General features: G+C 46.0%; 25 protein-coding genes. 16 read left to right on the top strand and 9 right to left on the bottom strand.

Annotated elements, in window-relative coordinates; genetic code table 11:
- Window positions 1-105 precede the first annotated feature (105 nt).
- Window positions 106-885: a DUF4350 domain-containing protein gene (locus HYN43_RS02255; RefSeq protein WP_119407906.1), complete on the top strand. Its 780-nt coding sequence runs from the start codon at window positions 106-108 to the stop codon at window positions 883-885.
- A 391-nt stretch (window positions 886-1276) separates the two neighbouring features.
- Here the strand turns inward: HYN43_RS02255 and HYN43_RS02260 are convergent, their stop codons facing one another.
- The 3 genes from HYN43_RS02260 to HYN43_RS02270 all read right to left on the bottom strand — a co-directional run bounded on the left by HYN43_RS02260 (window position 1277) and on the right by HYN43_RS02270 (window position 5740).
- A complete protein-coding gene (locus tag HYN43_RS02260) occupies window positions 1277-3064 on the bottom strand; it encodes a DUF885 domain-containing protein (RefSeq protein WP_119407907.1) in 1788 nt (595 codons plus the stop codon).
- A 247-nt stretch (window positions 3065-3311) separates the two neighbouring features.
- A complete protein-coding gene (locus HYN43_RS02265; RefSeq protein ID WP_119407908.1) occupies window positions 3312-4805 on the bottom strand; it encodes an OmpP1/FadL family transporter in 1494 nt (497 codons plus the stop codon).
- A gap of 26 nt (window positions 4806-4831) precedes the next feature.
- Entirely contained in the window at window positions 4832-5740 is a 909-nt protein-coding gene (locus tag HYN43_RS02270) for a hypothetical protein (protein ID WP_119407909.1), read from the bottom strand.
- A 104-nt stretch (window positions 5741-5844) separates the two neighbouring features.
- Here HYN43_RS02270 and proS point away from each other — a divergent pair, with 104 nt between their 5' ends.
- The 4 genes from proS to HYN43_RS02290 all read left to right on the top strand — a co-directional run bounded on the left by proS (window position 5845) and on the right by HYN43_RS02290 (window position 9849).
- Window positions 5845-7317, top strand: a complete 1473-nt coding sequence (proS, locus tag HYN43_RS02275) for a proline--tRNA ligase (protein WP_119407910.1) — start codon at window positions 5845-5847, stop codon at window positions 7315-7317.
- A gap of 104 nt (window positions 7318-7421) precedes the next feature.
- Window positions 7422-8561, top strand: a complete 1140-nt coding sequence (locus tag HYN43_RS02280; protein WP_119407911.1) for a cystathionine gamma-synthase — start codon at window positions 7422-7424, stop codon at window positions 8559-8561.
- 39 nt (window positions 8562-8600) lie between these two features.
- Window positions 8601-9014 (top strand): SMI1/KNR4 family protein, encoded by a 414-nt coding sequence (locus HYN43_RS02285; RefSeq protein ID WP_119407912.1) that lies wholly within the window; start codon window positions 8601-8603, stop codon window positions 9012-9014.
- Between the two features lie 19 nt (window positions 9015-9033).
- Window positions 9034-9849: a TIGR02757 family protein gene (locus HYN43_RS02290; protein ID WP_245447121.1), complete on the top strand. Its 816-nt coding sequence runs from the start codon at window positions 9034-9036 to the stop codon at window positions 9847-9849.
- A 24-nt stretch (window positions 9850-9873) separates the two neighbouring features.
- On the opposite strand, the gene HYN43_RS02295 is transcribed toward HYN43_RS02290, so the two are convergent.
- Window positions 9874-10185 carry a hypothetical protein gene (locus HYN43_RS02295; protein ID WP_119407913.1) on the bottom strand — a complete coding sequence of 104 codons (312 nt, stop codon included), beginning with the start codon at window positions 10183-10185 and terminating at the stop codon, window positions 9874-9876.
- A 148-nt stretch (window positions 10186-10333) separates the two neighbouring features.
- Window positions 10334-11392, bottom strand: a complete 1059-nt coding sequence (locus HYN43_RS02300) for a nucleoid-associated protein (protein WP_119407914.1) — start codon at window positions 11390-11392, stop codon at window positions 10334-10336.
- Window positions 11393-11592: 200 nt separating this feature from the next.
- Between HYN43_RS02300 and mnmE the strand changes: the two genes are divergently transcribed.
- The 3 genes from mnmE to HYN43_RS02315 all read left to right on the top strand — a co-directional run bounded on the left by mnmE (window position 11593) and on the right by HYN43_RS02315 (window position 14968).
- Window positions 11593-12960 (top strand): tRNA uridine-5-carboxymethylaminomethyl(34) synthesis GTPase MnmE, encoded by a 1368-nt coding sequence (mnmE, locus tag HYN43_RS02305; protein ID WP_119407915.1) that lies wholly within the window; start codon window positions 11593-11595, stop codon window positions 12958-12960.
- 246 nt (window positions 12961-13206) lie between these two features.
- A complete protein-coding gene (locus HYN43_RS02310; RefSeq protein ID WP_119407916.1) occupies window positions 13207-13767 on the top strand; it encodes a helix-turn-helix domain-containing protein in 561 nt (186 codons plus the stop codon).
- Between the two features lie 4 nt (window positions 13768-13771).
- The gene (locus HYN43_RS02315; protein WP_245447123.1) at window positions 13772-14968 is read left to right on the top strand and encodes a tyrosine-type recombinase/integrase; all 1197 of its coding nucleotides are present in this window, start codon (window positions 13772-13774) and stop codon (window positions 14966-14968) included.
- Here the strand turns inward: HYN43_RS02315 and HYN43_RS02320 are convergent.
- From HYN43_RS02320 to fbp, 4 genes are all read right to left on the bottom strand, one after another.
- Window positions 14948-15313: a helix-turn-helix domain-containing protein gene (locus tag HYN43_RS02320; protein WP_119407918.1), complete on the bottom strand. Its 366-nt coding sequence runs from the start codon at window positions 15311-15313 to the stop codon at window positions 14948-14950. The two genes, HYN43_RS02315 and HYN43_RS02320, sit on opposite strands and share 21 nt — an antisense overlap.
- Complete coding sequence (locus tag HYN43_RS30580) at window positions 15306-15461, bottom strand: hypothetical protein (RefSeq protein WP_205589855.1); 156 nt, start codon at window positions 15459-15461, stop codon at window positions 15306-15308. Before HYN43_RS30580 ends, HYN43_RS02320 begins: the two co-directional genes overlap by 8 nt.
- A gap of 510 nt (window positions 15462-15971) precedes the next feature.
- On the bottom strand, window positions 15972-16454 hold the full coding sequence (locus tag HYN43_RS02330) for an Lrp/AsnC family transcriptional regulator (protein WP_119407920.1): 483 nt from the start codon (window positions 16452-16454) through the stop codon (window positions 15972-15974).
- Window positions 16448-17467 (bottom strand): class 1 fructose-bisphosphatase, encoded by a 1020-nt coding sequence (fbp, locus tag HYN43_RS02335; protein ID WP_119407921.1) that lies wholly within the window; start codon window positions 17465-17467, stop codon window positions 16448-16450. Before fbp ends, HYN43_RS02330 begins: the two co-directional genes overlap by 7 nt.
- Window positions 17468-17902: 435 nt before the next feature.
- Here fbp and HYN43_RS02345 point away from each other — a divergent pair, with 435 nt between their 5' ends.
- The 8 genes from HYN43_RS02345 (at window position 17903) to HYN43_RS02375 (ending at window position 24853) form a co-directional block, all read left to right on the top strand.
- Window positions 17903-18928, top strand: coding sequence for an NAD-dependent epimerase/dehydratase family protein (locus HYN43_RS02345; RefSeq protein ID WP_119407923.1), 1026 nt, complete (start codon window positions 17903-17905; stop codon window positions 18926-18928).
- A gap of 3 nt (window positions 18929-18931) precedes the next feature.
- Entirely contained in the window at window positions 18932-19789 is an 858-nt protein-coding gene (locus HYN43_RS02350) for a sigma-70 family RNA polymerase sigma factor (RefSeq protein WP_119407924.1), read from the top strand.
- Between the two features lie 30 nt (window positions 19790-19819).
- Window positions 19820-19954 carry a hypothetical protein gene (locus tag HYN43_RS30845; protein ID WP_281024311.1) on the top strand — a complete coding sequence of 45 codons (135 nt, stop codon included), beginning with the start codon at window positions 19820-19822 and terminating at the stop codon, window positions 19952-19954.
- An 11-nt stretch (window positions 19955-19965) separates the two neighbouring features.
- On the top strand, window positions 19966-21519 hold the full coding sequence (gene pckA, locus HYN43_RS02355; RefSeq protein WP_119409225.1) for a phosphoenolpyruvate carboxykinase (ATP): 1554 nt from the start codon (window positions 19966-19968) through the stop codon (window positions 21517-21519).
- Between the two features lie 427 nt (window positions 21520-21946).
- Window positions 21947-22552 carry a ParA family protein gene (locus HYN43_RS02360; RefSeq protein WP_119407925.1) on the top strand — a complete coding sequence of 202 codons (606 nt, stop codon included), beginning with the start codon at window positions 21947-21949 and terminating at the stop codon, window positions 22550-22552.
- Window positions 22553-22747: 195 nt separating this feature from the next.
- Window positions 22748-23011 (top strand): hypothetical protein, encoded by a 264-nt coding sequence (locus HYN43_RS02365; RefSeq protein ID WP_119407926.1) that lies wholly within the window; start codon window positions 22748-22750, stop codon window positions 23009-23011.
- A gap of 214 nt (window positions 23012-23225) precedes the next feature.
- Window positions 23226-23636, top strand: a complete 411-nt coding sequence (locus tag HYN43_RS02370; RefSeq protein WP_119407927.1) for a plasmid mobilization protein — start codon at window positions 23226-23228, stop codon at window positions 23634-23636.
- Window positions 23603-24853, top strand: coding sequence for a relaxase/mobilization nuclease domain-containing protein (locus HYN43_RS02375; RefSeq protein ID WP_119407928.1), 1251 nt, complete (start codon window positions 23603-23605; stop codon window positions 24851-24853). Before HYN43_RS02370 ends, HYN43_RS02375 begins: the two co-directional genes overlap by 34 nt.
- The last annotated feature ends 3 nt before the right edge of the window (window positions 24854-24856 follow it).

Genomic DNA, 24856 nt, shown 5'->3' on the forward strand with positions numbered 1-24856 from the left:
TTCATCGCCATGCTCGTAAATATGCAAGGCGTACAATCCCCTCTCTGCCACCGCGCTTGCCCACCGCAGCCCTCCGGAGGAAGGGAATAAGAAAAAGCTATCATCATGAAACTCAAATCATCATTAACCTGTCTATTCATCTTCGCCGGCTTTGCCGCAAATGCACAAACCGTAACGCTTGATTATTATTTCAACCACGAAGTACATAAAAGTGCCAACGGCCAGCCCGAGCGTTTTCATTACCTGTGGGATGAAACGGATAACAACGGTTTTAAGATTTTTGGTGAGGCATTTACAAGTAAAGGTGCTAAACTGGATACCCTTGGTGTAGCGCCTACATTAAATAACCTGAAAGGATCATCGGTATATATTATTGTTGATCCGGATACCAAAAAGGAAAGCCCGAGGCCTAACTATATCCAGGAGGATGATATTGAAAATATATCGGCCTGGGTAAAAAAAGGCGGTGTGTTATTGATGATGGCTAACGATAGTGTTAATGTTGAGCTGCCGCATTTTAACAATCTTGCTGCTAAGTTTGGGATGCATTTTAATAATGATCTGCAAAATCATGTTGTGGATGACGCTCATTTTGAAGATGGGGCCATCTACGTAAAAAACAATCCTGTATTAAAAACAGCGGGTAAAGTTTTTATGAAAGATGCCTGTTCGATACGGTTAAGCGGTGCCGCCATTCCTGTGCTTAAAAATAAGGAGGGCGCTGTAATAATTGCTTCAACCAAATATGGAAAAGGTACCGTTATTGCTGTTGGCGACCCATGGCTGTATAACGAATATGTAAACGGCCGTTTGCCGGCGGGATATGAAAATGATAAGGCGGCAAATGATATTGCCGGGTGGCTTTTGAAGCAGGCGAAAAAGTAAGTTTATCAATTAACGCCATTCTTCGTTCTTACTCATGACGTGCTCAAAATAGTTGTCATGCTTAGCCTGTCGAAGCATGGTGGGCGGGGGCTCTACGCGTGCCCTTTCGATAAGCTACCCATGACATTTAAAACATGTTGTCATGCTGAGGAACGAAGCATCTTCTACAACTTGCATAGCCGCTATACAGGGCGAAGAAGATGCTTCGTTCCTCAGCATGACAAGATAGTAATGTAATATTTCTTTCAGAGGTCTTGGCTTTTACCTACTCAGGTTGTGACAGACCACCCCGCCTGAGGTATTATAAGCTTTCAGAAACGCCCGCTTTAGCTTACTTAGCAATAACGTTTTAATAATAAAGCCGGATGCTTTTACCATCCGGCTTTTTGTTTTATAGTGTTTTCTCTTTCGGCACAAACTCATTCATCACCGCCTCACGGATCAACGCAGGTGGTAAAATGCCCTGCGATAATATAAAATCATGAAAATGCAGCGCATTAAATTTGCTGCCTAATGCTGCTTCAGTATCCTTACGTAAAGCTATCATCTTGGTAAAGCCATAAAAATAACTGTTAGCCTGGCCGGGCGCATTAATAGTATAGCGTTCAACCTCCTGGCGGGCAAAAGCGCGTGATTGTACTACATCGTTCATCAGCACATCCAGAGCCTGTTGCTGTGTGATTTTACCGGCCTGTAATTCCGGATCGAGGAAAGCGCGGGCTGCCCTTAACAGGCGATAATCTAACGATACCAACTGCCCTTCTAACGGCATGTACGGACGGGTAATGTATTCAGAATACAAACCCCAGCCCTCTACGTTTGTGGAGTTAAAAGCGTATAAAGCGCGAGCTTGCGATACGCCCTCTTCCACCATTTTATCAAATTGCAATTCGTGGCCTGGCCTTGCTTCATGAGCAATGATGGTCCATGAAGCGGCATCGAAGGTGAAATCGTCGTATTTATCGGTAGCCTTTTCGCCGGGCGAGGCTGGCATATTTAATGGCAGCACAAACACGCCGCGCTGGCCTGTATTGTTCAAAAATGGAGGCGGTACCATGTGCGGGGCGGGTCCTTGCGCCGTTTCGGCGGCTGATGCCAGGCGGATAATGGCCGGACGGGTTGGGAGGGTAACCAGTTGATGATCGCGGATAATGGCCTCAATATCTTTCAAATGCTGCTCATACAAGGGTATGATCGAATCCCCGTGAATCTGCTCTTTTTTCAACTCTCGGATCACATCACGGTAATCGCTCGATTTTAGGTTGCGTTTTTTTGCGATCTGCTCGGCAATGGGCTTCATCTCGTCCTGTAACTCGTTAAACAGGGCATGAGCCATTTCAGCAACTTTAGCCGGGGGAATATCAATACCGTACGATTCGAGGTTCATGGCATATTCTTCAGGCGGCAGGCGGAAATCGGTGCGGGCTTTGGGTAAAACGTTGGCTTTTGTCCAAACATCGTAAGCCTCCAGTTGCTTTTTGAGCAGGGCGTAAGGTTGTTCCCAGCCAGTTACCTTGTATTTGGTGCAAAGTTCGGCAATACCGCTAATGATGGCTGCATTACGCGATAGGTCAGTTCCCATGCGCTGTTTGGATGGGTAGATCATATTTTTACCGGCCATCTGCTGCTGTACGCGTTCTTTATAAATGTCGGCAAGGGGTTTATAGCCTTTTTCCAATCCGGCATATTTACGCATCCGCATCACTGCCGATTGGCGGCGGGCTTCGGGCGTTTGGTCGTCAAGTAAAGTTTCCAGTCCGCTGTAAACGGTTGATGCTGCGTTTAAAAAGGGTACCTGCCTGTTCAGTTCAAAATCCTGCTGGCGGAAGCCCAGTTTTAAATGAGTGATAATGATATTGATATCCTGCTTTATAAAATTGTTATGCTCGGTTTTAAGCGCTTCGGTAAGCTTGGCAACCACGGCCTCTTCGTCACGGCGCTCGGCTTTGATGTTTTGCAGGGTGGGTACGGCGATGTCCTTATCATATTCGGCCAAACCTTGCGATGAGCCGTACTCCGGCGAGTATTTTTTATCAAGTTCGATGATGATTTTGGTGTACTCGTTTGATTTGGCTACCCAGGCTTTGGTTCCGGCCGATTGCTGGGCACGCGAGCTGAAACAGGCAGCTGCCAGTAAAAGCATGGTGCCGCTTATTTTTAATGTAGATGGTTTGATCATGTCAACTGAAAATAAAGAGGCAAGTTAATGATATTAACTGTTGATTTTGTCTGAATCAGAATTTGCAGAATTTGGGAATTAACAGAATGTCTGAGTCAGAATTTGCAGAATTAAAAAGCCCGCGTGGTATACTTGCGGGCCATAGTCTTATTCTGAAAATTCTATAATTCTGTAAATTCTCATTCCGACAAAGCAAAAAGGCTGTTAAAAAATCAACGCAATCAGCGTAATCAAAAAATATCAACGGTCAAAAGCGGTATCCTAAGGTTAGGAACGCGTTGTTATTGGTTTTATCCAACACAGCTCCGGGGCTGGTTGCGCCTACTTCGTAAGGAAAAATAGTTTGCTTGCCGGTTACGCGGGCATACGTAGCGTCAATAAAATAACTGCCAAAGCGCACACCGATACCGCCTGTTACGGTTTTGGTATCCTTGCCAATGCTGCGATCTTTAAACGGATTGCCTTGCTGGCTGTAACCTCCGCGCAGGTAAACAAGGCTGTTCACGTTAACCTCGGCACCTAAGTGCAGGTTTACGGTTGAACGGTATAAGGATTTGATGGTGGCATTATCTTCATCGGCGGTATAACTGTCGTTACTGCTGAGGTGGGTGGTTGTATAATCAATATATTCAACATCGCCGCTTATAAAACCATATTTGCCGATAAATACCGAGGCGCCGCCTGCAACTTTTAGCGGGGTGCGCAGGTTATAACTTAGCTGGTAAGGCTCAGAAGGGTTATTTTCATAACTCCCGGCACCGGTATACCTTGTAGCCAGCGATTCGGTGTATGAATCATCAATGTTATAAAAAGTGGGTGTGGTGAAAGTGAAACCTAAACGTAAAGCCTGCACCGGTTTGTAAATAAGGCCCAGTTTGGCATTAAAGCCCGAGCCGCGGGTACTTTGATCCTGCGCAAAGGTTGATCTGAAATCAGTTGACGGACCATTCTCAATAATATTGGCAGCGCCGCTTTCCGTAAAGCTGGCATGCGAATCGTAACGCAGATCGGTAATGGCTAAACCTAAACCGATATATAGTTTATTGCTGTAGTTGGCACCGAGGGCAAGGTTAAATTCTGATTGTCCACCGGTACGGGTGATGCCGGCCAGTTGCGTAACCGGAACGTTTACCGTACTGCTGTAAGAGTTTGGATTATCGGCCGGACCAAAGTTATCCACCAATCCCTGATCGTAAGCCCATCCGTCCAGTCCGTCGGGATTAACGCTGCCATATTGGCCAACTTCGCGTTTGGCTATGCCGGCGTAATAATCGGTTATGGAACTGGTTTGGTTTCGGCCACCGTAGCCTATGTTTTCGTAGAAATTGTTGGTGCGGCTGTAGCCTGCGCCGTAATTTATACTCAGCCAACCTTTGCTTTTATCGCGCCCGCGGGGCGTACTTAATTGCTGATAAAAAACGATGTCCGCGTTGTTGAAATTTACATCGTTACGATTGGCGCTTCCAGCCTGGCCAAAATAGCTTGAGTTTACCTTCGAGTTATTATATTCGGGTGTTAAGCTAACTTCCGAGTGGGTAAAGAAACCTAAACCTGCCGGGTTGCCGCCTACCGAACTTAAATCGCCGCCGATGGCTGTGCCGGCATTACCAATGGCTTTTATACGTGCTGTAGAGCCGGTTTGAAAGGTAGAAAACCGGATGGCATCCTGCGAATATTGCGCAAAGCTATCTTTAGTAATTGCTACTATAGCAATTACGCTTAGTAAATATTTTATTTTCATAAAATTCAGGTAAATACAATTTAGGTTTATGGTCTTGACGGACGGCCACCACCGCCGCCACTGCTGCTGCCGGTACTGCGCGAACTACCACCGCCCGAGTTTGAAGGGGTATAAGATGGCTGCGGCTGTGAAGTACGATCAACCTGTGGTTGCCTGTAAACCGGCTGATTATCGCGGCTTGGCGGTGCATCGGTACGGGCAGGGCGTGCATAGCGTGTGCCGTTATTGCCGTTACTGCCGCCGTTGGTATAGGCATTAGGATTACTATTGGTGCGGGTACGCCCGCCCGGAATATAACCTATGCCTCTTGTAAAGCTGCTAACCGAGCGTGGCCCATTATTAACACGGGTGGCAAACGGGTTGCCTGTGCCGCGGTTGGGGCGGGGAGTGCCCGATGATATCACACCACCTGCATAATATCCGCCTCCGTATCCGTAACCACCACCATAATATCCACCATAGCCATATCCGCCACCGTAGTAACCTCCATAACCCCAGCCTCCGTAATAACCAGAGCCCCAGCCCAGTCCTAAGCCCCAGCCTCCATAGCCAAGTCCCCAGGTGCCGCCGTAGTAGCCATAGCCACCACCGTAGCCGTAAGGGCCACCGTAACCATAGCCATAATAAGGGTAACTATTATAGCCGTAATAAAGATCATCGTAGTAGCCGAAAGGCGAGGAGTAGCTGAAACGGTTTATGCGCGATGAGTAGTCATCGTAATAAAAATAATCGTCATCATCATCGCTGTAGCCATCTTCGGCAACAGGCGTTTGATTATATACGGGTTGCTGTGCGTAAACAGGTTCATCGGCTGCTTTCGCGTCCGAGAAGTAAACATTGTCATTACTTTGGTTTGATGCAAGCTTGCTTGTTGAGCAGGAACTCAGCGCCATGGCACCGATAGTGATTATTCCAATTGCGATATACCGTTTCATAATAAGCAGGTAAGTAAAAAGTTCAAGTTCAAATAAGTTTTAAATTTATAAATTTGGCAGCAATATACAACTAATTATATAGGTGTTAATTCTATCCAAACAATATGAGCAAAGGTGTTATCAGTAAAGACGAAGATTATTCGCAATGGTTTAACGACTTAGTAATTAAATCTGACATGGCCGAGTATTCGCCGGTTAGAGGTTGCATGATCATTAAACCCTACGGATACTCGATATGGGAAAAGATCCAGGCAGTGCTTGACGGGATGTTTAAAGATACAGGGCATAGCAATGCTTATTTCCCGCTTTTAATACCCAAATCATTCTTCAGCAAAGAGGCCAGTCACGTGGATGGTTTTGCCAAAGAGTGTGCTGTAGTTACGCACTATCGCCTAAAAAATGATGGTGAAGGCAATATTATTGTTGATGAGGAAGCCAAGCTGGAAGAAGAGCTGATTATCCGCCCAACATCCGAAACCATTATCTGGAACACCTACAAAGGCTGGATCCAATCGTACCGCGACCTACCAATCCTGGTTAACCAATGGGCCAACGTTATGCGCTGGGAAATGCGTACCCGTTTATTTTTACGTACCAGCGAGTTTTTATGGCAGGAAGGCCACACCGCGCACGCTACTGCCGAAGAAGCCATAGCCGAAACCGAGCAAATGCTGGATGTATATGCCGACTTTGCCGAAAACTGGATGGCGCTGCCGGTAGTGAAAGGCCGCAAAACAGCCAACGAACGTTTTGCCGGTGCTTTGGATACTTATTGCATTGAAGCTTTGATGCAGGATGGTAAAGCCCTGCAGGCTGGTACATCGCACTTTTTAGGTCAGAATTTTGCCAAGGCTTTTGATGTAAAATTCACCAACAAGGAAAATAAAATAGAGCACGTTTGGGCTACCTCATGGGGGGTATCAACCCGTTTAATAGGCGCGTTGATCATGGCGCATAGTGACGATGCCGGTTTAGTATTGCCTCCAAAACTGGCACCGATACAGGTTGTTGTTGTGCCGATTTATAAACACCAGGAGGAGTTGGACAACATTAGCGCTTATGTTGATGGGTTGAAAAAAGAGCTTAAGGCCAAAGGTATTTCGGTTAAGTTTGATAACCGCGATACACACCGCCCGGGCGCTAAATTTGCCGAGTACGAACTGAAAGGCGTGCCATTGCGCGTAGCCATAGGCAGCCGCGATATGCAGAACGGTACCGTTGAGCTGGCCCGCAGGGATACCAAAACCAAAGAGACTACTACACAAGAGGGTCTTGCCGTTAAAATTGAAAGCCTGCTTGAAGAGATCCAGAATAATATCTACAAAAAAGCGTTCGATTTCCGTGCTGAAAATACCACCGAGGTTGATACCTGGGATGAGTTTAAACGTATGTTAGATGAGCAACCGGGCTTCCTTAGTGCGCACTGGGATGGAACATCCGAAACCGAACAAAAGATAAAAGAGGAAACTAAGGCGACAATCCGTTGCATACCTTTGGATAATAAGCAGGAGGAGGGTAAGTGTATTTTTACAGGAGCCCCATCTAAACAAAGGGTGCTTTTCGCCAGAGCATACTAGCAAGTTGATCCATAGCCCATGGTCGATAGTCCATAGCTATGAATGAATATTTTTAACTATGGTTCATAGACTATCGGCTATGGACTGTGCTTACAGCACGAACAATGAAATTCGCAACTAAAGCAATACATGCAGGGCAGGAGCCCGATCCAACTACCGGTGCCATCATGACGCCGATATATCAAACATCAACCTACTGGCAAAAATCGCCGGGAGATAACAAAGGGTATGAGTATTCGCGTGGTACCAACCCAACCCGCAAAGCCCTGGAAGATTGTTTAGCCGCTTTGGAGAACGCGAAATTTGGCCTCGCTTTTTCGAGCGGAATGGGTGCTACAGATGCAGTTATGAAACTGCTTTCGCCGGGTGATGAAGTGATTACCGGTAACGACCTGTACGGTGGTTCGTATCGTATTTTTACCAAAATATATGCCAGCTATGGTATCAAGTTTCATTTTCTGGATCTTTCTGATCCGGAGATCGTAGCTGAATATACCAATGAATATACCAAGCTGGTTTGGATAGAAACACCTACCAACCCGACAATGCAAGTTGTGGATATTGAGGCTATAGGCAAGATCACCAAAGAAAAGAATCTGCTTTTTGTGGTAGATAATACCTTCGCGTCGCCGTACCTGCAAAACCCTATCGATCTGGGTGCCGATATCGTGATGCACTCGGTAACCAAATATATTGGCGGCCATAGCGATGTGGTAATGGGCGCATTAATGATGAACGACGAAGAGCTATATAAAAGGCTTTGGTTCATTTACAATGCCTGCGGTGCTACTCCGGGACCTATGGATAGCTTTTTGGTGTTGCGTGGTATTAAAACCCTACACCTGCGCATGAAAGCTCATTGCGAAAATGGCAGGCTGATAGCTGATTTTTTAAAAGATCATCCTAAAGTTGAAAAAATCTACTGGCCGGGCCTTACCGATCATCCAAATCATGAAATAGCCAAAAAACAAATGCGCGATTTTGGCGGCATGATCTCTATAATATTAAAAGATGCCGACTTGCAGGAGACTTTCCGTATAGCGTCATCATTTAAGGTATTTTCGCTTGCCGAATCATTAGGAGGTGTTGAATCGCTGATTAACCACCCGGTGAGTATGACCCACGGTTCGATACCTAAAGCGGAGCGTGAAAAGGTTGGTGTGGTTGATAACCTGCTGCGTTTGAGTGTAGGGGTAGAGGATATTGAGGATTTGTTAGAGGATGTTAAACAGGCTCTGAGCTAACTCACTCTATAAGCGGGGTACTTTTTGCTAAAGTTTCCTATGGAAGATTGGATAAAAGAAGCGATTGAGTTGTGGCAGGAGGATGAGGTAAAAATGAATCCTCCTGCAACCGCTGTTGATATCGAAAAAGCCGAAACTACTTTGAATTTCAATTTTCCTGATGATTTTAAAGCGCTTTACACTGTAGTAAATGGGTTTGAAGATTATGAATGGCAGGAGTATATGTTTTCATTTTGGTCGCTCGACAGGATCATAGAAGAATTTGCAAAGAGCTCTAATAAGCATGTGGTAGGTTTTTGCGACTTTTTAATTATGAGCCACGTTATCGGCTTTAAAAGGAACGAACCCGGAGTTTTTAAAGATTATTCAGTTGCTCCAGGCGAGGAGTTTATAGCCGGAACATTTAAAGAGTCGATAAGTATGATAAACAGCGGCGCACCTGAGATATACTAATGATTGATTTTTGTGCGCTATGAGTATTAATACTGATAAATCGCCATTCATGGGAATAGGAGGGGAAGCCCTTAAAACTTTCCTCGACGCCAAAGTTGCCCAATACAACCGCCCCGAATTTATTGACAACGACCCGGTAATCATCCCGCACATGTTTAGCCAAAAGCAGGATATCGAGATTATGGGCTTTTGGGCAGCCACCCTGGCCTGGGGACAGCGGGTTACCATCATCAAAAAATGTAAGGAGTTGATTGCCCTGATGGATGGCGCACCTTACGATTTCATCATCAACCACGAAGAGCCTGATCTGAAAAAACTGCTGCAATTTAAGCACCGTACTTTTAATGATGTAGATACATTGTACTTTATCGCTTTTTTCAGGCAGCATTATGAGCGGTTTGAATCCCTCGAAGACGCTTTTATTCCCGAAGATGGCGATTACTCCCCCTTCAGGGGGCTGGGGGGCTTTCGTTCCTACTTTTTTTCTTTGCCCGATTTTCCTCATCGTACAAAAAAGCACGTATCATCCCCTTCTCAAAAATCAACCTGTAAACGCTTAAATATGTTTTTACGCTGGATGGTGCGTAAGGACGATAATGGCGTTGATTTCGGCATCTGGAACCGCATTAAACCTGCCGACCTGATTTGTCCGCTCGATTTGCATGTAGATAGGGTATCGCGCAAGCTCAACCTCATCTCCCGTAAACAAACCGACTGGCAAACCGCAGTAGAACTAACCGAAAGGCTGCGCGAATTTGACCCTGCCGATCCGGTTAAATACGATTTCGCTCTGTTTGGACTCGGAATTGAAGAGCGTTGGGGTGTGCAGTTTTAAGTAATCCCAAAACCATCAGTTATGTTATAAGCCCTGCCGTTTCTGTTCAACCACCACAATAGGTTTTGGCTCTTCAACCCGGCGCATCCGCACCAGTTTGCCATCATCAAAATAATAATACATGCTGGCAACTACTCTTTGCGCATCGACTTCTACCGTTCTTTTATAAATAGTATGCCCCGGAGTGGCCTCCACAAGCGATAAATTAAATCGTTGCGAAGCGGTAAAATCTTGTTCGCTCATGCCAAGGGTGTATTGAGGTACACCTCCGTTTTTTAAAGCGGCGCAGCTTGTAATAATAAATAACAGGGAAAGAATAATAATTGATCTTTTCATTTGTACGTTGTGATTTGGTTAGTAATACCGTGTTTGTACCAGTATGACTTATCACCACTACAAAGGTTTACAGTAAATCTGCCGGAAAATATAACCGTCTGTTTTACTGAAAGATTAAATTTTAAATTGTTTTGAAAGCAGGCGCAGGTTATGCCTCCTCCTTAAAATAAACCTTATAATAATTCATCGAGCGGCCATCGTCAAAACCCTTTTCAATCAGTTCTTTATCGCCATGGATATAAATGTGGAAGTTTTTATCAAGCTTTAACACGCTTTTATAAACCTTGGCCTGTTTTTTTACCGCATTTTCAGATATGATAAAATTATCGGCAATGGGGCTATCAAACTCCTGCTCGTACTGGTTTTTAAAATTTTTGAACGATTCGATGGCTTGTTCGTTGCCAATCACCTCGTTCGAAAATTCTTCCATATCAAAGGTTTCCTTCTCTTTAAAATACTTCATCGAGCGGTTAAGCAGGTCGATCTTATCGGCCTTGCTCATTTCAAACTCATCGTCGAGTTTCTCGGTCACGAAGTTTTTGTAGATGCCAAGCGTGTTGTTGGTTTGGTTAAAACTGTCGTTACGGATTTTGAGTTGTAAAAACTCATCCTTCCAGTAACGGGCAGCTTCCTGGCCGCCATTGGTTTTATCAACTACAACTACCTTGTAGCCATTCTCTTTTTCAATATTGAATATCAGTACGCCCTTATCCAGTTTGTTGATGTTGATGGCATCCTGCTCATAATCAACCTGGAAACCGCCCTGGTCCGGATATACTTTTAAATAGGTTTCCTTATTTTCTGATTTAAAGATGCCGATGGTATCCAGCGGGTTACCTTCAATTTGAACCTGCTTAAAATAAACAACATAAAGCTCGCCGCCTTTAATGTTGGGGTGGTTGGTAACTTTATACAGGTGGCGGGCTATCTGTTGCGATGCTTCGTGAAATTTGCTGTTATCATCAAATACCTGTGTGGCAAAGTGGTGTAATTCGTTCAAAGCCAGGTCGCGGCTGCTGTGCATCAGGTGGTAAACTTCGTTGGCTTTCTCGAAGGGTTTCAGAAAATATTGCATCAATAGGTTAGGGATGATCTCGTCTTTCAGTTCAAGCGGTTGATCTGAAAGCGCGTACATCTCTTCCTGTGTTTGGTTGCCTACATGATGCACCGAAATAGTTTCGAGCGAAGCTTCAAAAAAAGTTACCATAATGCTGCGAAGGTAGTATTTTTAGTTCATGGTTGATGGTTCATAGATCATGGCAGAAAGCGCTTTTTAATAATAAGGTCATATCAATCGGTATTGCGGCTAATCTGAAAAAAATCCCCGTGAAATAACGAACTTTGTACTTTGGTGAATAAGGGCAGCCCTCGGCTATGATCTATGAACCATGAACTATCAACTAAAAAATGACTGATACCACCGATACCATAGTTGCCCTTGCCACACCAAACGGTGTTGGTGCCATAGCCGTAGTTCGCCTTTCGGGGCCGGATGCCATTTCTATTGCCAATAGTGTTTTTAAGGGCAAGGATTTAACCAGGCAGGCATCGCATACCATTCATTTTGGGAGTATTGCTGATGGTGATTTGATTTTGGATGAGGTGCTGGTTTCGCTGTTTGTTGGTCCGCGGTCGTATACACGCGAAAACGTGGTGGAGATTTCCTGCCATGCCTCGGGGTATATTATCGAAAGCATTATTAAGCTGTTCATAAAAAAAGGGGCGCGATCTGCCAAACCGGGCGAATTTACATTGCGGGCATTCCTGAACGGCCAACTTGATTTGAGCCAGGCCGAGGCCGTTGCCGATTTAATAGCCTCTAATTCCAAAGCGTCGCAGCAGGTTGCTTTGCAACAGCTGCGCGGTGGTTTCAGCAGCCAGCTACAAGGTTTGAGGGAGCAATTGGTAAACTTTGCCTCGCTGATTGAACTGGAGCTTGATTTTGCCGAGGAGGATGTAGAATTTGCCAACCGCGACGAGCTAAAACACCTTATCCACGAGATAACCAAAGTTGTTGGCCGGTTAATAAACTCGTTCGAACTGGGTAACGCCATCAAAAACGGCGTAAACACCGTTATTGCGGGGCGGCCTAACGCAGGTAAATCAACCCTGTTAAACGCGCTGTTAAACGAAGAACGAGCTATAGTAAGCCATATTCCGGGTACAACGCGCGATACCATTGAAGAGGTGCTGAATATTCAGGGGATTAATTTCAGGCTGATAGATACCGCCGGCATCCGCGAAGCCACTGATGCTATTGAGCAGATAGGTGTGCAGCGTACGATGGAAAAAATAAGCCAGTCGGCCTTGCTGATTTACGTTTTTGATGCTGCGGAGATTACGATAGAAGAACTGAATAAAGATATTGAAAGCCTGCAAAAGCCCGGTGTAACCATGCTGGTGGTGGCCAATAAGGCTGATTTGCTTAACCCCGAACAATTAGCCGCTTTGCCGCATACCGATAGGGCGATCATTATCTCGGCCAAACAGAAACGCCACATTGATGAGCTGAAGCACAAGATCTATTCATCGGCCGTGAAAGACCAGCTTAGCGGCGATGAAACCCTGGTAACCAACATCCGCCACCTGGAGGCCTTGCAGAAAACAGAGGAGGCTTTGGTGAGGGTATTGGGGGGAATTGATGGTAGTATTACTTCCGATTTTTTATCGATGGATATTAAACAGGCCTTGCATTATTTGGGTGAGATAGTTGGGGTGGTTACTACGGACGATTTGCTGGAGAATATATTTAGTAAGTTTTGTATCGGCAAATAACACATATTTAAGCCCACAAAACATCACCCAATAAAACATACTAAACCGCTTTAAACCAATGTTTAAAGCGGTTTTTTCTTTGTGTTGTTATTCGTTTCTTTCGTTTTGATTTGTTTATTTTTGTACCTCAGTTGTACCCCGGCTGAGATTTTGTACCTCGCCATATTTTAAAGGGGAAATAACTTGGCTTATTTAAACTTATTTAATCTTAAATAAGTTAATTTGTAATTATAAATATTAAAGAAGATGTCTTCAAATATCAAGGTTCAACGGGTTTGCCAATATTGCGGGAAGGACTTTGAAGCCAGAACCACGGTTACTAAATTCTGCTCCACTGATTGCGCAAGACGTGGTTATAAGGAGCGGATCAGAAAAGGGAAGATCGCCAAAAGTGAAGAAGAGATGAAAGTGGTTAAAAGTAAACCGCTAAATGAAATTCAGGCTAAATCCTACCTCACCGTGGGCGATGTCGCCACTTTGCTGCAAAGCAGTGAGCAGGCGATTTATGACATGATCAATTCAGGAAGATTAGCGGCAACTAACCTGGGCATCAGAAAAACCCGGATACTTCGTGCAGATATCGACAAACTGTTCAATCCGCCAAAGATGAAGCCCATGATACAGGATGTTCCGGTAAAGCCACTTCGGATCAGCGATTGTTATACCATCGCTGAGGCTGAATACGTAAGCGGTATGTCGAGCAAAGCTTTTTACGAACTTATTAAAAAACATAATGTCCGTAAAATGAAGCAGGGCAAGTTCGTCTATGTGCCCAAAAAGGAAATTCATAAACTATTTAATAAATGAAGTTATGAGTGTGACATTGAGGAAAAAAACAATTGGGAAAGGAAGGAAATCACTATATCTTGATTTCTACCCGGCCATCCCACACCCTGACACCAGGCAATTCACCCGAAGGGAGTTTCTGGGGCTTTATATTTTTGCGAAACCGCAGACAGAACTGGAGCAAACGCATAATAAAGAAACCATGTTGCTTGCTGAAAATATTTGCGCAAAACGAACACTGGAAATTCAAAACGCCTCCTATGGCTTTCTTGCGAAAGCACAGCGGCAAAGTAAGTTTCTTGATTATTTTAAAAAAGTAGCCGCAAAGAAGTCAGGTACGAATGCTTGGGGCTGGGAGATGGGATGGCGTTATTTTGAAGGATATGCGGGCAAGCATATCCGCTTCTGCGATCTGACTGAAGCTTACTGTGAGGAATACAGGGACTATATTTTGTCGGGCCCGTCGGTTGGACGTCATGGAAGAGGTATCTCTTTAAATACGGCGGTCGCTTATTTTGCAAAATTCAGATCTATGCTTAAAGCAGCATACAAAGAAAAGCTGATCACCGAGGATCTTTACGCTCAGGTGAAGCCGATCAAAGAGCGCGAGGTATTCCGGGAATTTTTAACGCTTGAAGAATTGCAGCAACTAGCCGCGACACCAAATGATGATGATCTGATGGCAAGAGCCTCGCTTTTTTCCGCTATGACTGGGTTGCGTTATTCGGATATCGAGACTTTGTTATGGTCGGAAGTTAGAGGCTATGAGGACAATTATTATATACAGTTCAGGCAGGAGAAGACAGAGGGAGCCGAGACGCTTCCGATTTCCAATGAAGCGCACAGTCAGTTGGGGGTAAGAGCCGAATCTGACAGCCGGGTTTTCAGAGGGATCAGGTATTCACGGCTTAAGCCTTTTCTTACATTATGGCTGACAGGTGCGGGAATACAGAAAACGAACTTTACTTTCCATTGCTTGAGGCATACCTTTGCCACTTTGCAACTAATTATGGGGACCGATATTCATACGGTGATGCGGATGCTGGGACAGAAAAGCCTGAAAAGTACACAACGCTACCTGCATCTGATTGATAAGGTCAAAAAAGAAGCCAGTGGCAAGATCAGTTTAAGTAATAAGACATTGAGCGAAGTTAATATCATAGACCTGCTGATGAAAGAATTAAAGGAGATCAACCAAAAGTTAGCGTCCGTATCCTCCTGAAAAGCGTTTGGAGCGACGTTTCAATACTTTTGGAATCACTTGGTACTCATCAAGCATTTGGTTTACGGTTTGATGACGACCACCTTTTTTGTACTCAGTCAACTCCGATTTGCTGAAATAAAGCCGTTTACCCGGCTTGCATACAGGAATCTCACGGCGGCTGACCTTGCTGTAAAGCGTTGGTACTGCCAGGTCAAGAAAGACAGCAGCCTGGTCGACGGTCAGCATCTCGTCAGGATCTTGTTCATTTGCTTTTTGCCCCTTCAGCAGGGCCTCGATCTTTTCTAATTTGGCAAATAGTCTGCCTACCATTTCAGGCAGCTCTTCAAAAGTAATTTTATTCATTGCGCTGATTGTGGTTAATGGACGTAAAGATGATCAGGCTGCCAACTTTACGATCGAATGAAGGCTCGTAATTCAGATAGCCGTAAGCATTAAGGTCTCTGATACATTTGTGGTAAGTGGTGCATGAGGAAATTTTTGCCAGCTTCATTAATTCTTTTGCAAAAACACGAAAAGATCCCGGGCAATCCAGCCTGTGCCAATAATAAATGATAGCCGCGTAAAGGCCGACATGCGTCACCGAGATTCTCGGGTCACATTCGGCCATTTCAAAAAAATAGGATAGCGGTAACATATACATAACAAGAACATTGGGTTGATTTGTTATTCAATAATTTTTACACAAAGTTCAACCTTGACTTCTTTGCGCCCTCCGATTTGATCCGACTCGGAGTATAATTAAATGAATTATAATCGCCTCAAAATGTTTAAATTTTGAGGCGTGGGCCATTTTTCGAATTGATTTATTGTGAGAAATAGTTATCACCTCAAAAAAATGATATTTTGAGGCGACGTGGATTTATCGACTCAAAATGTCAAATCTTTTGGCTCATCACATTAAAAATACAGGAATTTGAGGCGTTAATTGATAGCCACTATGGCGAGGGATAACCGCTATCCAGTGAAATTAATATTGCTATGCCAGATAAGATCGATTTTGCTATGTCCCCTCGAACATATACGCCGTTTCATGTTTAGCTTCAGACATGACGAAAAAGCTTTGCATGTTACCCACGTCAGGCAATTTGGACAGTTTTTCAATCAGTACTTTATTGTATTCGTCCATATCCCGGATCGCGATCCGCAGCAGGAAGTCGAATGCCCCCGTCATGTGGTAACACTCCATAACCTCGGGAAGCTTTATCGTCGCATCCATAAAGGCTCTCAGACTTTCCTGGGAGTGTTCTTTCAGCTGTACCTGTGTATAGGCGATCAGGCCTTTGCCGACCATTTTGTGATTGACTATTGCTGTATAGCGCCGGATATAGCCCTCCTCCTGTAATTTTCTTATCCTGGCGTGAATTGGTGTTATGGATAAACTCATTGCATGGGCGATCTCCTTGTGCGTAAGTCTGGCGTCTTTCTCCAGCAACTTTAAAATCCCCAGATCTATCTTATCCAGGCGGTGTTCGGTTTTTAGCATGATTGCAGTTCAGGTTGGATTAAGTTAAAACTTTCCGCTTTCTCGACCATGTTCTTCGATCCGATAAAAATCGGAGAGCGCTGGTGCAGTTCATGGATGTCAAGTTCGAGTATCCTTTGATGACCATTGGTTGCCCTTCCCCCGGCCTGCTCGATTAGGAAAGCCATTGGATTGCACTCGTATACCAGACGTAACTTGCCGGATGGCGCGCGGGACGTAACAGGGTAAATAAATATGCCCCCTTTGATCAGGTTACGGTGCAGGTCAGCGACCATGGAACCGATATAACGCGATGCGTAGGGCCGGTTTGTCTGCGTATCCTCGACCTGGCAGTATTTGATGTAATCTTTCACGCTTTGCGGGAAATGAACATAATTTCCTTCATTGATGGAATAAATCGTCCCCGTTTCCGGTATCTGCATGTTGGGGTGGGAGAGGCAAAACTCCCCGATGGAAGGATCGAGGGTAAAACCGTTTACGCCCCTGCCGGTCGTGTAGACCAGCATAGTAGAGGAGCCGTAAATAATATAGCCCGCGGCAACCTGTTCCGTGCCCTTTTGCATGACATCTTTTAATCCGGGACTTCCTTCATTTGATTTTCTTCGATAAATGGAAAAGATCGTTCCTACGGGTACGTTGACGTCGATATTTGAGGAGCCGTCCAAAGGATCGATCGCCACGATATACTTAGCATTTTTGGAGACATCCGTATCGAGCCTGATAATGTGCTCGTTTTCTTCTGAAGCGACGATACAGCATTCGCCGCCGCTTTTAAGCGCGGCGATAAATTGCTGGTCAGCATACAGGTCCAGCTTTTGCTGCTGTTCACCCTGGATATTGGTACTGCCGGCCTTGCCGAGGATGTCCATTAATCCCGCTTTGTTTACCTCCCGGTTAACGATCTTGGCGGCGATCCCGATATCCCGCAGCAAGCGGGAAAGCTCGCCTTTGGCGTATGGAAAATCCGCCTGTTTTTCAATGATGAACTGGCCTAAAGTAATCACCCTGGTCATTGGCTTAGTGTAAATTGTACGGTTTGTTTTTGGTTAATCGGTAAAGCCAATTTAGTTATTAATGTGTTGAATATGCAAATACAGGCCCTGAAATCAGATTTTGTATAGGTTCTGTCAGGTATTGGATAGTGTATCAGACCTGTCTTGAAAAGCTCTTTTTCCTGAAAGTGTCGTGTTTTTTGCCTCTAAAAAGGCATAATGTATTTTAAAACGGTGTTTCACAGTCATGTTTTCCAAAATCATACGGTACTGTGGTTTTAATGACCAAAAGCCGCAACCTTTGCTTCAGAAAACGACGCAACCCGCGCGGCTTCCATCAACCAATTATCAATTAAACCGAACAGGGCGGAAACCGTATTTGACAGATTGGGATACCTGGTATCCCCCGGACCTGCCTTTAACCGGCCTGATTAATACAAAACCTAACAGCAACAGATGAAAAAAGACAGGATTCTTATTATTGGTGCCTGTGGCCAGATCGGCACCGAGCTAACGATGGCCTTAATGAAACAATATGGTCCCGAGTATATCATTGCAGCCGATATCCTTCCTGAAGCGCCGGGATTGAAGAATTATATCTGCCTTGACGTACTGGATCATCCGCGGTTGGAAAATGTTGTCCGTGAGTACAGCGTAACTCAGATTTACCTGCTGGCGGCCATGCTTTCCGCAAAAGGGGAAATGCAGGCTGATACGGCCTGGAAACTGAATGTTCAAAGTCTGCTGTCTGTTTTGAAGATCGCCAGATCGAATGAAGTGGAGAAAGTGTTCTGGCCGAGCAGTATAGCTGTTTTTGGCCCAGGGGCACCCAGGTATAATTGCCCGCAGCATACGGCAGCGGAACCTCTTACGGTTTACGGGATCAGCAAGAAGGCCGGGGAATACTGGTGTAATTATTACTTTGAAAAATATGGCGTCGATGTCAGAAGTATCCGTTTCCCCGGATTAATTTCCCATGCGATTGCGCCGGGTGGCGGCACTACCGACTATGCGGTTGAAATATTTCACGGAGCATTGAAAAATGGCCGCTACGATTGTTTCCTGGAAGAAGATAACTGCCTGCCTATGATGTACATGCCGGATGCTGTCCGGGCAATACTGGAGTTGATGAGGGTCCCTAAAGAAAAGATCAGTATCAGAACCTCTTATAACCTCTCGGCAATGAGTTTTGCCCCCTGCGATCTGGCCGCGGAAATCAAAAAACACCTGCCGGACTTCAGGATCAGTTACGTACCGGATTACCGGAACGTGATAGCTCGCGGCTGGCCTGGCAGCATTAAAGATGACGCGGCCCGGCTCGACTGGCAATGGCGGCCTGAATATGACCTCCAAACGATGACAGCGGACATGTTCGAGCATTTGTCGGATAAAAGAGGCAACGGCCTGCCAAAGCCGCCCATGGCAAAACAGGATTATCCTGATTTTCCGATCGATAACTATGTATTTACCCAGTCTGTTTAACCTATGCGGAACCTGCAAATTACCCCCAATATTGCCCACCGGGACAATGCTTCCGTCGAAATTTACTTCAGTGAAATAAACAGAGAGGGCCTGATCGACGCGGATGAAGAAGCCATTTTGGGTGCACGGATAAAACAAGGCGACAAAGCCGCCCTTGAGCGGATGGTCCGGAGTAACCTCCGCTTTGTCGTTTCGGTGGCAAAAAAATACCAGCACCAGGGATTGCCGCTGAGCGACCTGATCAGCGAAGGGAATTTAGGCCTGATCAAAGCGGCGCAACGCTTTGACGAAACAAGAGGTTTCAAATTTATTTCTTTCGCGGTATGGTGGATCAGACAAAGTATCGGTGCTGCCATTATAGAAAATGCCCGGATGATCCGTTTGCCGATGAATAAGATCCACGAGATTACCAGGATCAACAGGGCGATCGCGGAAATCGAGCAGGAGACGCTGAGAGAGCCGACGATGGAACAACTTGCTCAGCATTTACAAAGGTCAAAGGAACAGATCAGGGACGCTTTATATAGCGCCCCCTGGACTTTCTCTTATGACATGCCTTCCGGCGGCGAAGATGTTTCTTTACTGGACCGGCTTCCGGAGGATGTGCCGCCACCCGATCATATATTGGTGGCGGAGTCGGAGCGTACCGCCATGGATGAGCTCCTTTCCGGCCTGTCAGACCGGGAGCGGAAAATCATCGAATTGAGCTATGGCATAACCGGCGGGCATGAAATGAACCCGACTGAAATATCCAAACAGCTGGACATGAGTGCTGAGCGGATCAGGCAGCTGCGAAATACGGCAATTGATAAACTTAGAGCCTCGGTGAAAACGTTGACAGCAGCAGCAGATCTTAATTAATGGTTTAATCATCAAACAGGCTTAGCAGGCATGAAATATCATTTATCAACAGGCACTATATCAGGACTCACCGTGATCATCATCAGTCTGGCCGTTGTTTTCCTTTGCCGCCGCTACCGGAAATGTAATAGGAAGTATAAAGATGATTTTGAAGGTTGGATTTAACAAAAACAGATATGGTCTATTCATTCTTGAAAAATAAAGTTCACTACCAGTTACCCGCCGATCAGTTAGTTCTGCAAATCCTGGAAAGAGGCGAGGGGGCATTAAGCAATACGGGGGCACTGCTCATCCGTACCGGGGAATTTACAGGTCGTTCACCCGATGATAAGTTTATCGTCCGGGATGCCGTAACGGAAGATACTGTACACTGGAACAGGTTTAATAACGCTATGCCGACAGCATGCTTCCTTGCGCTGGAAAAAGATCTTTTGGCCTACCTCGGGTCTAAGGAAGAGGTATGGATGCGCGATGTTTTCGCCTGTGCCGACGAAAAATACCGGTTATCTATTCGAATGATCAATGAACTGCCAGCATCCAGTCATTTCGCCGCAAACATGTTTATCTGCCCGCAGCCAGAAGAACTTTTGGGGATGAAACCTGAATGGCAGGTCATTCACGCCCCAGGCTTTCAAGCGGATCCGCTGAGGCATGGCACCAGGAAAGGCAACTTTACTGTGGTATCCTTCAGCCACAAAAAAATCCTGATAGGTGGCACCGGTTATACAGGTGAGATCAAAAAAGGGGTGTTTACAATATTGAATTACCTGCTGCCTTTAGGTCATGGCGTATTGCCGATGCACTGCAGCGCGAACGTGGGAAAACGGGGTGACACGGCTTTGTTTTTCGGGCTTAGCGGCACAGGTAAGACGACACTGAGTTCGGATCCCGCCAGGGAGCTCATCGGAGATGACGAACATGGCTGGGACGAAGCCGGGGTTTTTAATTTTGAAGGCGGCTGTTACGCAAAAATCATTGACCTGTCGGAGCAGCGGGAGCCGGAGATCTATTCGGCAGTCAGGGCCGGGGCACTTGTGGAAAACGCGGGATTCCTGCCTGGGACGAATGGGATTGACTTTAAATCCCGGGAAATCACGGAAAATACGCGCGTCAGTTACCCTTTAAATTTTATCTCAAATGCCAGGATCCCTTCAGTGACAGGAATACCGCAAAATATATTTTTTCTGACCTGTGATGCCTATGGCGTTTTACCACCGATCAGTAAACTGACGCCGGAACAGGCGATGTTTTATTATATCAATGGATATACCGCTAAAGTTGCCGGGACCGAAGTAGGTGTCATGGAGCCCCAGATAACTTTCAGCTCCTGTTTTGGCGCGCCATTCCTGCCCCTGCATCCCGATTTTTACGCCGGAATGTTCAGAGCTAAAATTGAAGAAAGTGGTGCGGCGGTCTGGATGATCAACACCGGCTGGACGGGCGGACCCTATGGAACGGGTCAACGGATTTCCCTAACCTATACAAGGGCCATGCTTTCTGCTGCGCTGGGCGGCGAACTCGATGACGTCGTTTTTAGCTGTCACCCGCTGTTCGGGCTTTGGGTGCCGCAGTTCTGTCCCGGTGTGCCCGCTGAATTACTAAATCCGCGTGACACCTGGGAAGATGCTTTGGCCTATGACCGCGCGGCCGTTTCACTGCTAGCGCAGTTTGCGGAGAACTATGAAAGAAACCGTTCCCCGTCTGCGCAAACAGTAGGTTCAGCCCTTTGACCGGGATGATATAGCCGGATTTACCCTGTTGTGCCTGTTCAGTCTGTTTTTTGGTTAAGCAGCAACATCTGCACTATAACCGGTGATTTTCTATTTATTATAAAAAAGTCCCGTTACGGGTCTTTTTTTAATCCCCCTGTCGTTAAAGACGGCAGAGCGCCAAAAGGATGGTCTGATCAAACAATACCTCTTAACTGATCGGCAGCGGTTACGCTTATCTGAAGAACATCGAGGCGGGATAACGCCTGAGTATCAATACCTGCAATTCACATTTCCCGGAATCAAGAAATATTCATTAAATAAAATCCTGATCCGCCTCGGATCATATCGGAGTTTTCTGCCGCTCCGGATAGCCACCTTTGTTATGTAATTCTCCAGATGCAGAATTACATCAATATGTTTTTACAGCAATTTAGAATTATGTAACATGGGAAAGATCATCACGATTGCCCACCAGAAGGGTGGGGTAGGAAAGAGCACAATGGCCATCAACCTTGCCTTGTGTTTTCGGGACCAATTGAAGGTTGCCCTCGTCGATTCGGATTTACAGGGCAGTATATATCATGTCAGGGACGATTTTCCGGGTTTGGATATTTTATTAGCGGAGCAGGTCAGTGTTATTCCGACGCTGGATTATGACCTCATTATTGTCGATACCCCGCCTTATTTATCCAATAAGCTGGCTGATCTTTTTTTGATTTCGGATTTTGTGCTGGTGCCGACCAAGGCGGGCTTTTTTGATGTGATGGCGATCCGGGCGACCCTTGCGCTGGTCAGATTCGCGAAGGCTAAAAACACAGCCCTGAAAGCCGGGATTGTTTTGAATATGGTCAAGCCCCGGTCCGGTGTTACCAGAGATGTAACAGCGTTGCTGGAAAGCCTTGGCACCCCGTTGTTAGCCACGATGATACATGACCGTGTGAGCATCACCAGGTCCGCGATTACGACCGGGGTAATTAACGGGACCGATTTGAAAGCCAAAAATGAGCTTACCGCGCTGGCCGGGGAAATCGTTGACCTGATCAGTACATAAATCAGTAATTATGTATTCGTGGATTTATGCAGTTATGCACTTGCAGTAAGATGTATTTTGAGGGATTGGCAATCCTGTAAATGCAGGATTATGTATTTACAGGATTATGCGTTTACAGAATTATGTAATGATGTAATTACAGTGTTGGTCACTGTCTGATGCATTGCTGTAATGATATAGAAGGGAATTGGCAACATGGAAGATTACAAAAATAAGCTGGGCAGCCTCGCTGATAAATTGAAAAGAGAACCGGCGAAAACACCCGTGCAGGAAGTCCGGCCGGTAAAGGAACTGCCGGCTGATAAAGAGGAGGAAGCGCAATTGAATACCTGGATCCCTAAAAGCCTGCTGAAGCGGATGAGGTCCTATGGCGTAGACCAGGACCTCTCTTTAAAGGCGATCAATATCTTGGCCCTGACGTATTTTCTTGATGCCAAATCACCGCGTCCTGAAAAGTAAATGTCTTTTATAGGGTTCCGGTAGGTAATTGAGGATAGTGAAAAATGAGAACTTGTGTATGGCTGACAGATATGGGCAGGGAATTAAACCGCTGTTTTTCTGCGGTTAGCAAGATGTACGTTTGTGTCACAAACGGATCTTGCCCTTCCTTCCGGAGTCAGTCCGGGGAAGGGTATCAAACGCTCCAGAGTCGGTCTGATCATGATGGATTGTTATGGAAGAGAAAGCAGAAAACAGGTGCCGTTGGCTGAACATAAGGCTAAAGCCCGAGGAATACAAAACACTGGAAACACGCTTGGGAAAAACAACTTTTCAAACCATGAGCGAATACCACAGGGCGCTTTTGATGGGCAAGCCGGTAACCGTGCTGACCCGTGACCAGTCCATGGACGAAGTACTTCAGGAGCTGGTCCTGCTCCGGAAAGAATTGAACCCTATTGGCAATAATCTCAACCAGGCCGTGAGGAATATAAATGCCGCGCATGGCTTCCCGGATCCCCGGCTCTGGTCGACATTGCTTGAAGTTATCCATGGAAAACTGGAGCCCGCCATGAGTGAGATCCGGGACCGGATGAAAAATTACGCGGATTTATGGTTGCAAAAATTAAAAGCGGAAAAAGCCTGACCGGCGCGCTCAACTACAATGAGCATAAGGTGAAGGAGGCGAAAGCGGAACTGCTTGTGGCCAGGGGATACCTCAAAAACGCGCAGGACCTTTCCTTTGATGACAAGCTGTACCGCCTGAAAGATCAGGCCGGGAAGAACTTGCGGGTACAAACCAATACGGTGCATATCTCGCTCAATTTTGACCCCCTTGAAAAGCCTGACGGGGACACCCTGGTTTCCATAGCTGACGCCTATATGAAAGGGATCGGTTTTGAAGATCAGCCTTACTTGGTTTACCGCCATACCGACGCAGGGCATCCCCATATCCATATTGTGTCTACCAATATCGAGCCGGACGGGAGGCGGATCAGTTTGCATAACCTCGGAAAAAATCAGTCGGAACAGGCACGACAAGACATAGAGGACAGGTTTGGCTTAGTGAAAGCCGGCTCAAAAAATAAAGACCTGAAGCCGGAAAAGATCGATCTCGTTCCTGTACAATACGGAAAGTCGGCGTCTAAAAGAGCGGTTACGAACGTTGTTAACGAGGTTATCCGGAACTACAAGTTCACCAGCTTGCCTGAACTCAACGCAGTCCTTAATCAATTTAATGTACTAGCAGACCGGGGTGGCAAGACCTCGGTTATGTTCGCCCGGAACGGGCTCCATTATTACATCCTGGGAAGCAGGGGTGAAAAGATCAGCGTACCCATTAAGGCCAGCGCGATCTACGGTAAGCCGACACTGAGCAGGCTGGAGCAGCGATTTGTGCTGAATGAAGCGCTAAGGCGGCTGGTCAGGGATAAGCTCCGGGAAAAGATCGATCGTTGCGCCCCGGGATGCGGTTCCATTGCCGGACTCCAGAAGCAACTCCGGGCCTTTGGTGTTCAGGCGGTGGTCAGGAGCAACGACGATGGCCGGGTATACGGCGTAACCTTTGTTGACCATGAGCTTAAAGCCGTGTTTAACGGAAGCGACCTTGGTAAACAGTACAGTGCCTCAGGGATTATCGGCCGTCTGCAGGCGGAGCCGCGTGTCGATGAACAGCGGGAAAATGTTTCCGGGGTTCCGGAAAAAAAGACTGTAAGCTGGCTTGGTTTTACCGAATCAGGGCAGGTGTCAGCGGGGGATTCGTTTTTGGAGATGCTGTTGCGGCAGGAAAACCAGGAAACAGAGGTTGGAGGACAGTTCCTGCAAAAAAAGAAAAGAAAGAAACGTAAAAGGTTGAATTTATAAGAT

Source organism: Mucilaginibacter celer (assembly GCF_003576455.2).
GTDB lineage: Bacteria > Bacteroidota > Bacteroidia > Sphingobacteriales > Sphingobacteriaceae > Mucilaginibacter > Mucilaginibacter celer.

Excerpts from the sequence above, each read along its gene's own strand:
- HYN43_RS02255 (WP_119407906.1), top strand. The coding sequence starts at position 106 with ATGAAACTCAAATCATCATTAACCTGTCTATTCATCTTCGCCGGCTTT.
- HYN43_RS02260 (WP_119407907.1), bottom strand. The coding sequence starts at position 3,064 with ATGATCAAACCATCTACATTAAAAATAAGCGGCACCATGCTTTTACTG.
- HYN43_RS02265 (WP_119407908.1), bottom strand. The coding sequence starts at position 4,805 with ATGAAAATAAAATATTTACTAAGCGTAATTGCTATAGTAGCAATTACT.
- HYN43_RS02270 (WP_119407909.1), bottom strand. The coding sequence starts at position 5,740 with ATGAAACGGTATATCGCAATTGGAATAATCACTATCGGTGCCATGGCG.
- proS (WP_119407910.1), top strand. The coding sequence starts at position 5,845 with ATGAGCAAAGGTGTTATCAGTAAAGACGAAGATTATTCGCAATGGTTT.
- HYN43_RS02280 (WP_119407911.1), top strand. The coding sequence starts at position 7,422 with ATGAAATTCGCAACTAAAGCAATACATGCAGGGCAGGAGCCCGATCCA.
- HYN43_RS02285 (WP_119407912.1), top strand. The coding sequence starts at position 8,601 with ATGGAAGATTGGATAAAAGAAGCGATTGAGTTGTGGCAGGAGGATGAG.
- HYN43_RS02290 (WP_245447121.1), top strand. The coding sequence starts at position 9,034 with ATGAGTATTAATACTGATAAATCGCCATTCATGGGAATAGGAGGGGAA.
- HYN43_RS02295 (WP_119407913.1), bottom strand. The coding sequence starts at position 10,185 with ATGAAAAGATCAATTATTATTCTTTCCCTGTTATTTATTATTACAAGC.
- HYN43_RS02300 (WP_119407914.1), bottom strand. The coding sequence starts at position 11,392 with ATGGTAACTTTTTTTGAAGCTTCGCTCGAAACTATTTCGGTGCATCAT.
- mnmE (WP_119407915.1), top strand. The coding sequence starts at position 11,593 with ATGACTGATACCACCGATACCATAGTTGCCCTTGCCACACCAAACGGT.
- HYN43_RS02310 (WP_119407916.1), top strand. The coding sequence starts at position 13,207 with ATGTCTTCAAATATCAAGGTTCAACGGGTTTGCCAATATTGCGGGAAG.
- HYN43_RS02315 (WP_245447123.1), top strand. The coding sequence starts at position 13,772 with ATGAGTGTGACATTGAGGAAAAAAACAATTGGGAAAGGAAGGAAATCA.
- HYN43_RS02320 (WP_119407918.1), bottom strand. The coding sequence starts at position 15,313 with ATGAATAAAATTACTTTTGAAGAGCTGCCTGAAATGGTAGGCAGACTA.
- HYN43_RS30580 (WP_205589855.1), bottom strand. The coding sequence starts at position 15,461 with ATGAAGCTGGCAAAAATTTCCTCATGCACCACTTACCACAAATGTATC.
- HYN43_RS02330 (WP_119407920.1), bottom strand. The coding sequence starts at position 16,454 with ATGCTAAAAACCGAACACCGCCTGGATAAGATAGATCTGGGGATTTTA.
- fbp (WP_119407921.1), bottom strand. The coding sequence starts at position 17,467 with ATGACCAGGGTGATTACTTTAGGCCAGTTCATCATTGAAAAACAGGCG.
- HYN43_RS02345 (WP_119407923.1), top strand. The coding sequence starts at position 17,903 with ATGAAAAAAGACAGGATTCTTATTATTGGTGCCTGTGGCCAGATCGGC.
- HYN43_RS02350 (WP_119407924.1), top strand. The coding sequence starts at position 18,932 with ATGCGGAACCTGCAAATTACCCCCAATATTGCCCACCGGGACAATGCT.
- HYN43_RS30845 (WP_281024311.1), top strand. The coding sequence starts at position 19,820 with ATGAAATATCATTTATCAACAGGCACTATATCAGGACTCACCGTGATC.
- pckA (WP_119409225.1), top strand. The coding sequence starts at position 19,966 with ATGGTCTATTCATTCTTGAAAAATAAAGTTCACTACCAGTTACCCGCC.
- HYN43_RS02360 (WP_119407925.1), top strand. The coding sequence starts at position 21,947 with ATGGGAAAGATCATCACGATTGCCCACCAGAAGGGTGGGGTAGGAAAG.
- HYN43_RS02365 (WP_119407926.1), top strand. The coding sequence starts at position 22,748 with ATGGAAGATTACAAAAATAAGCTGGGCAGCCTCGCTGATAAATTGAAA.
- HYN43_RS02370 (WP_119407927.1), top strand. The coding sequence starts at position 23,226 with ATGGAAGAGAAAGCAGAAAACAGGTGCCGTTGGCTGAACATAAGGCTA.
- HYN43_RS02375 (WP_119407928.1), top strand. The coding sequence starts at position 23,603 with ATGGTTGCAAAAATTAAAAGCGGAAAAAGCCTGACCGGCGCGCTCAAC.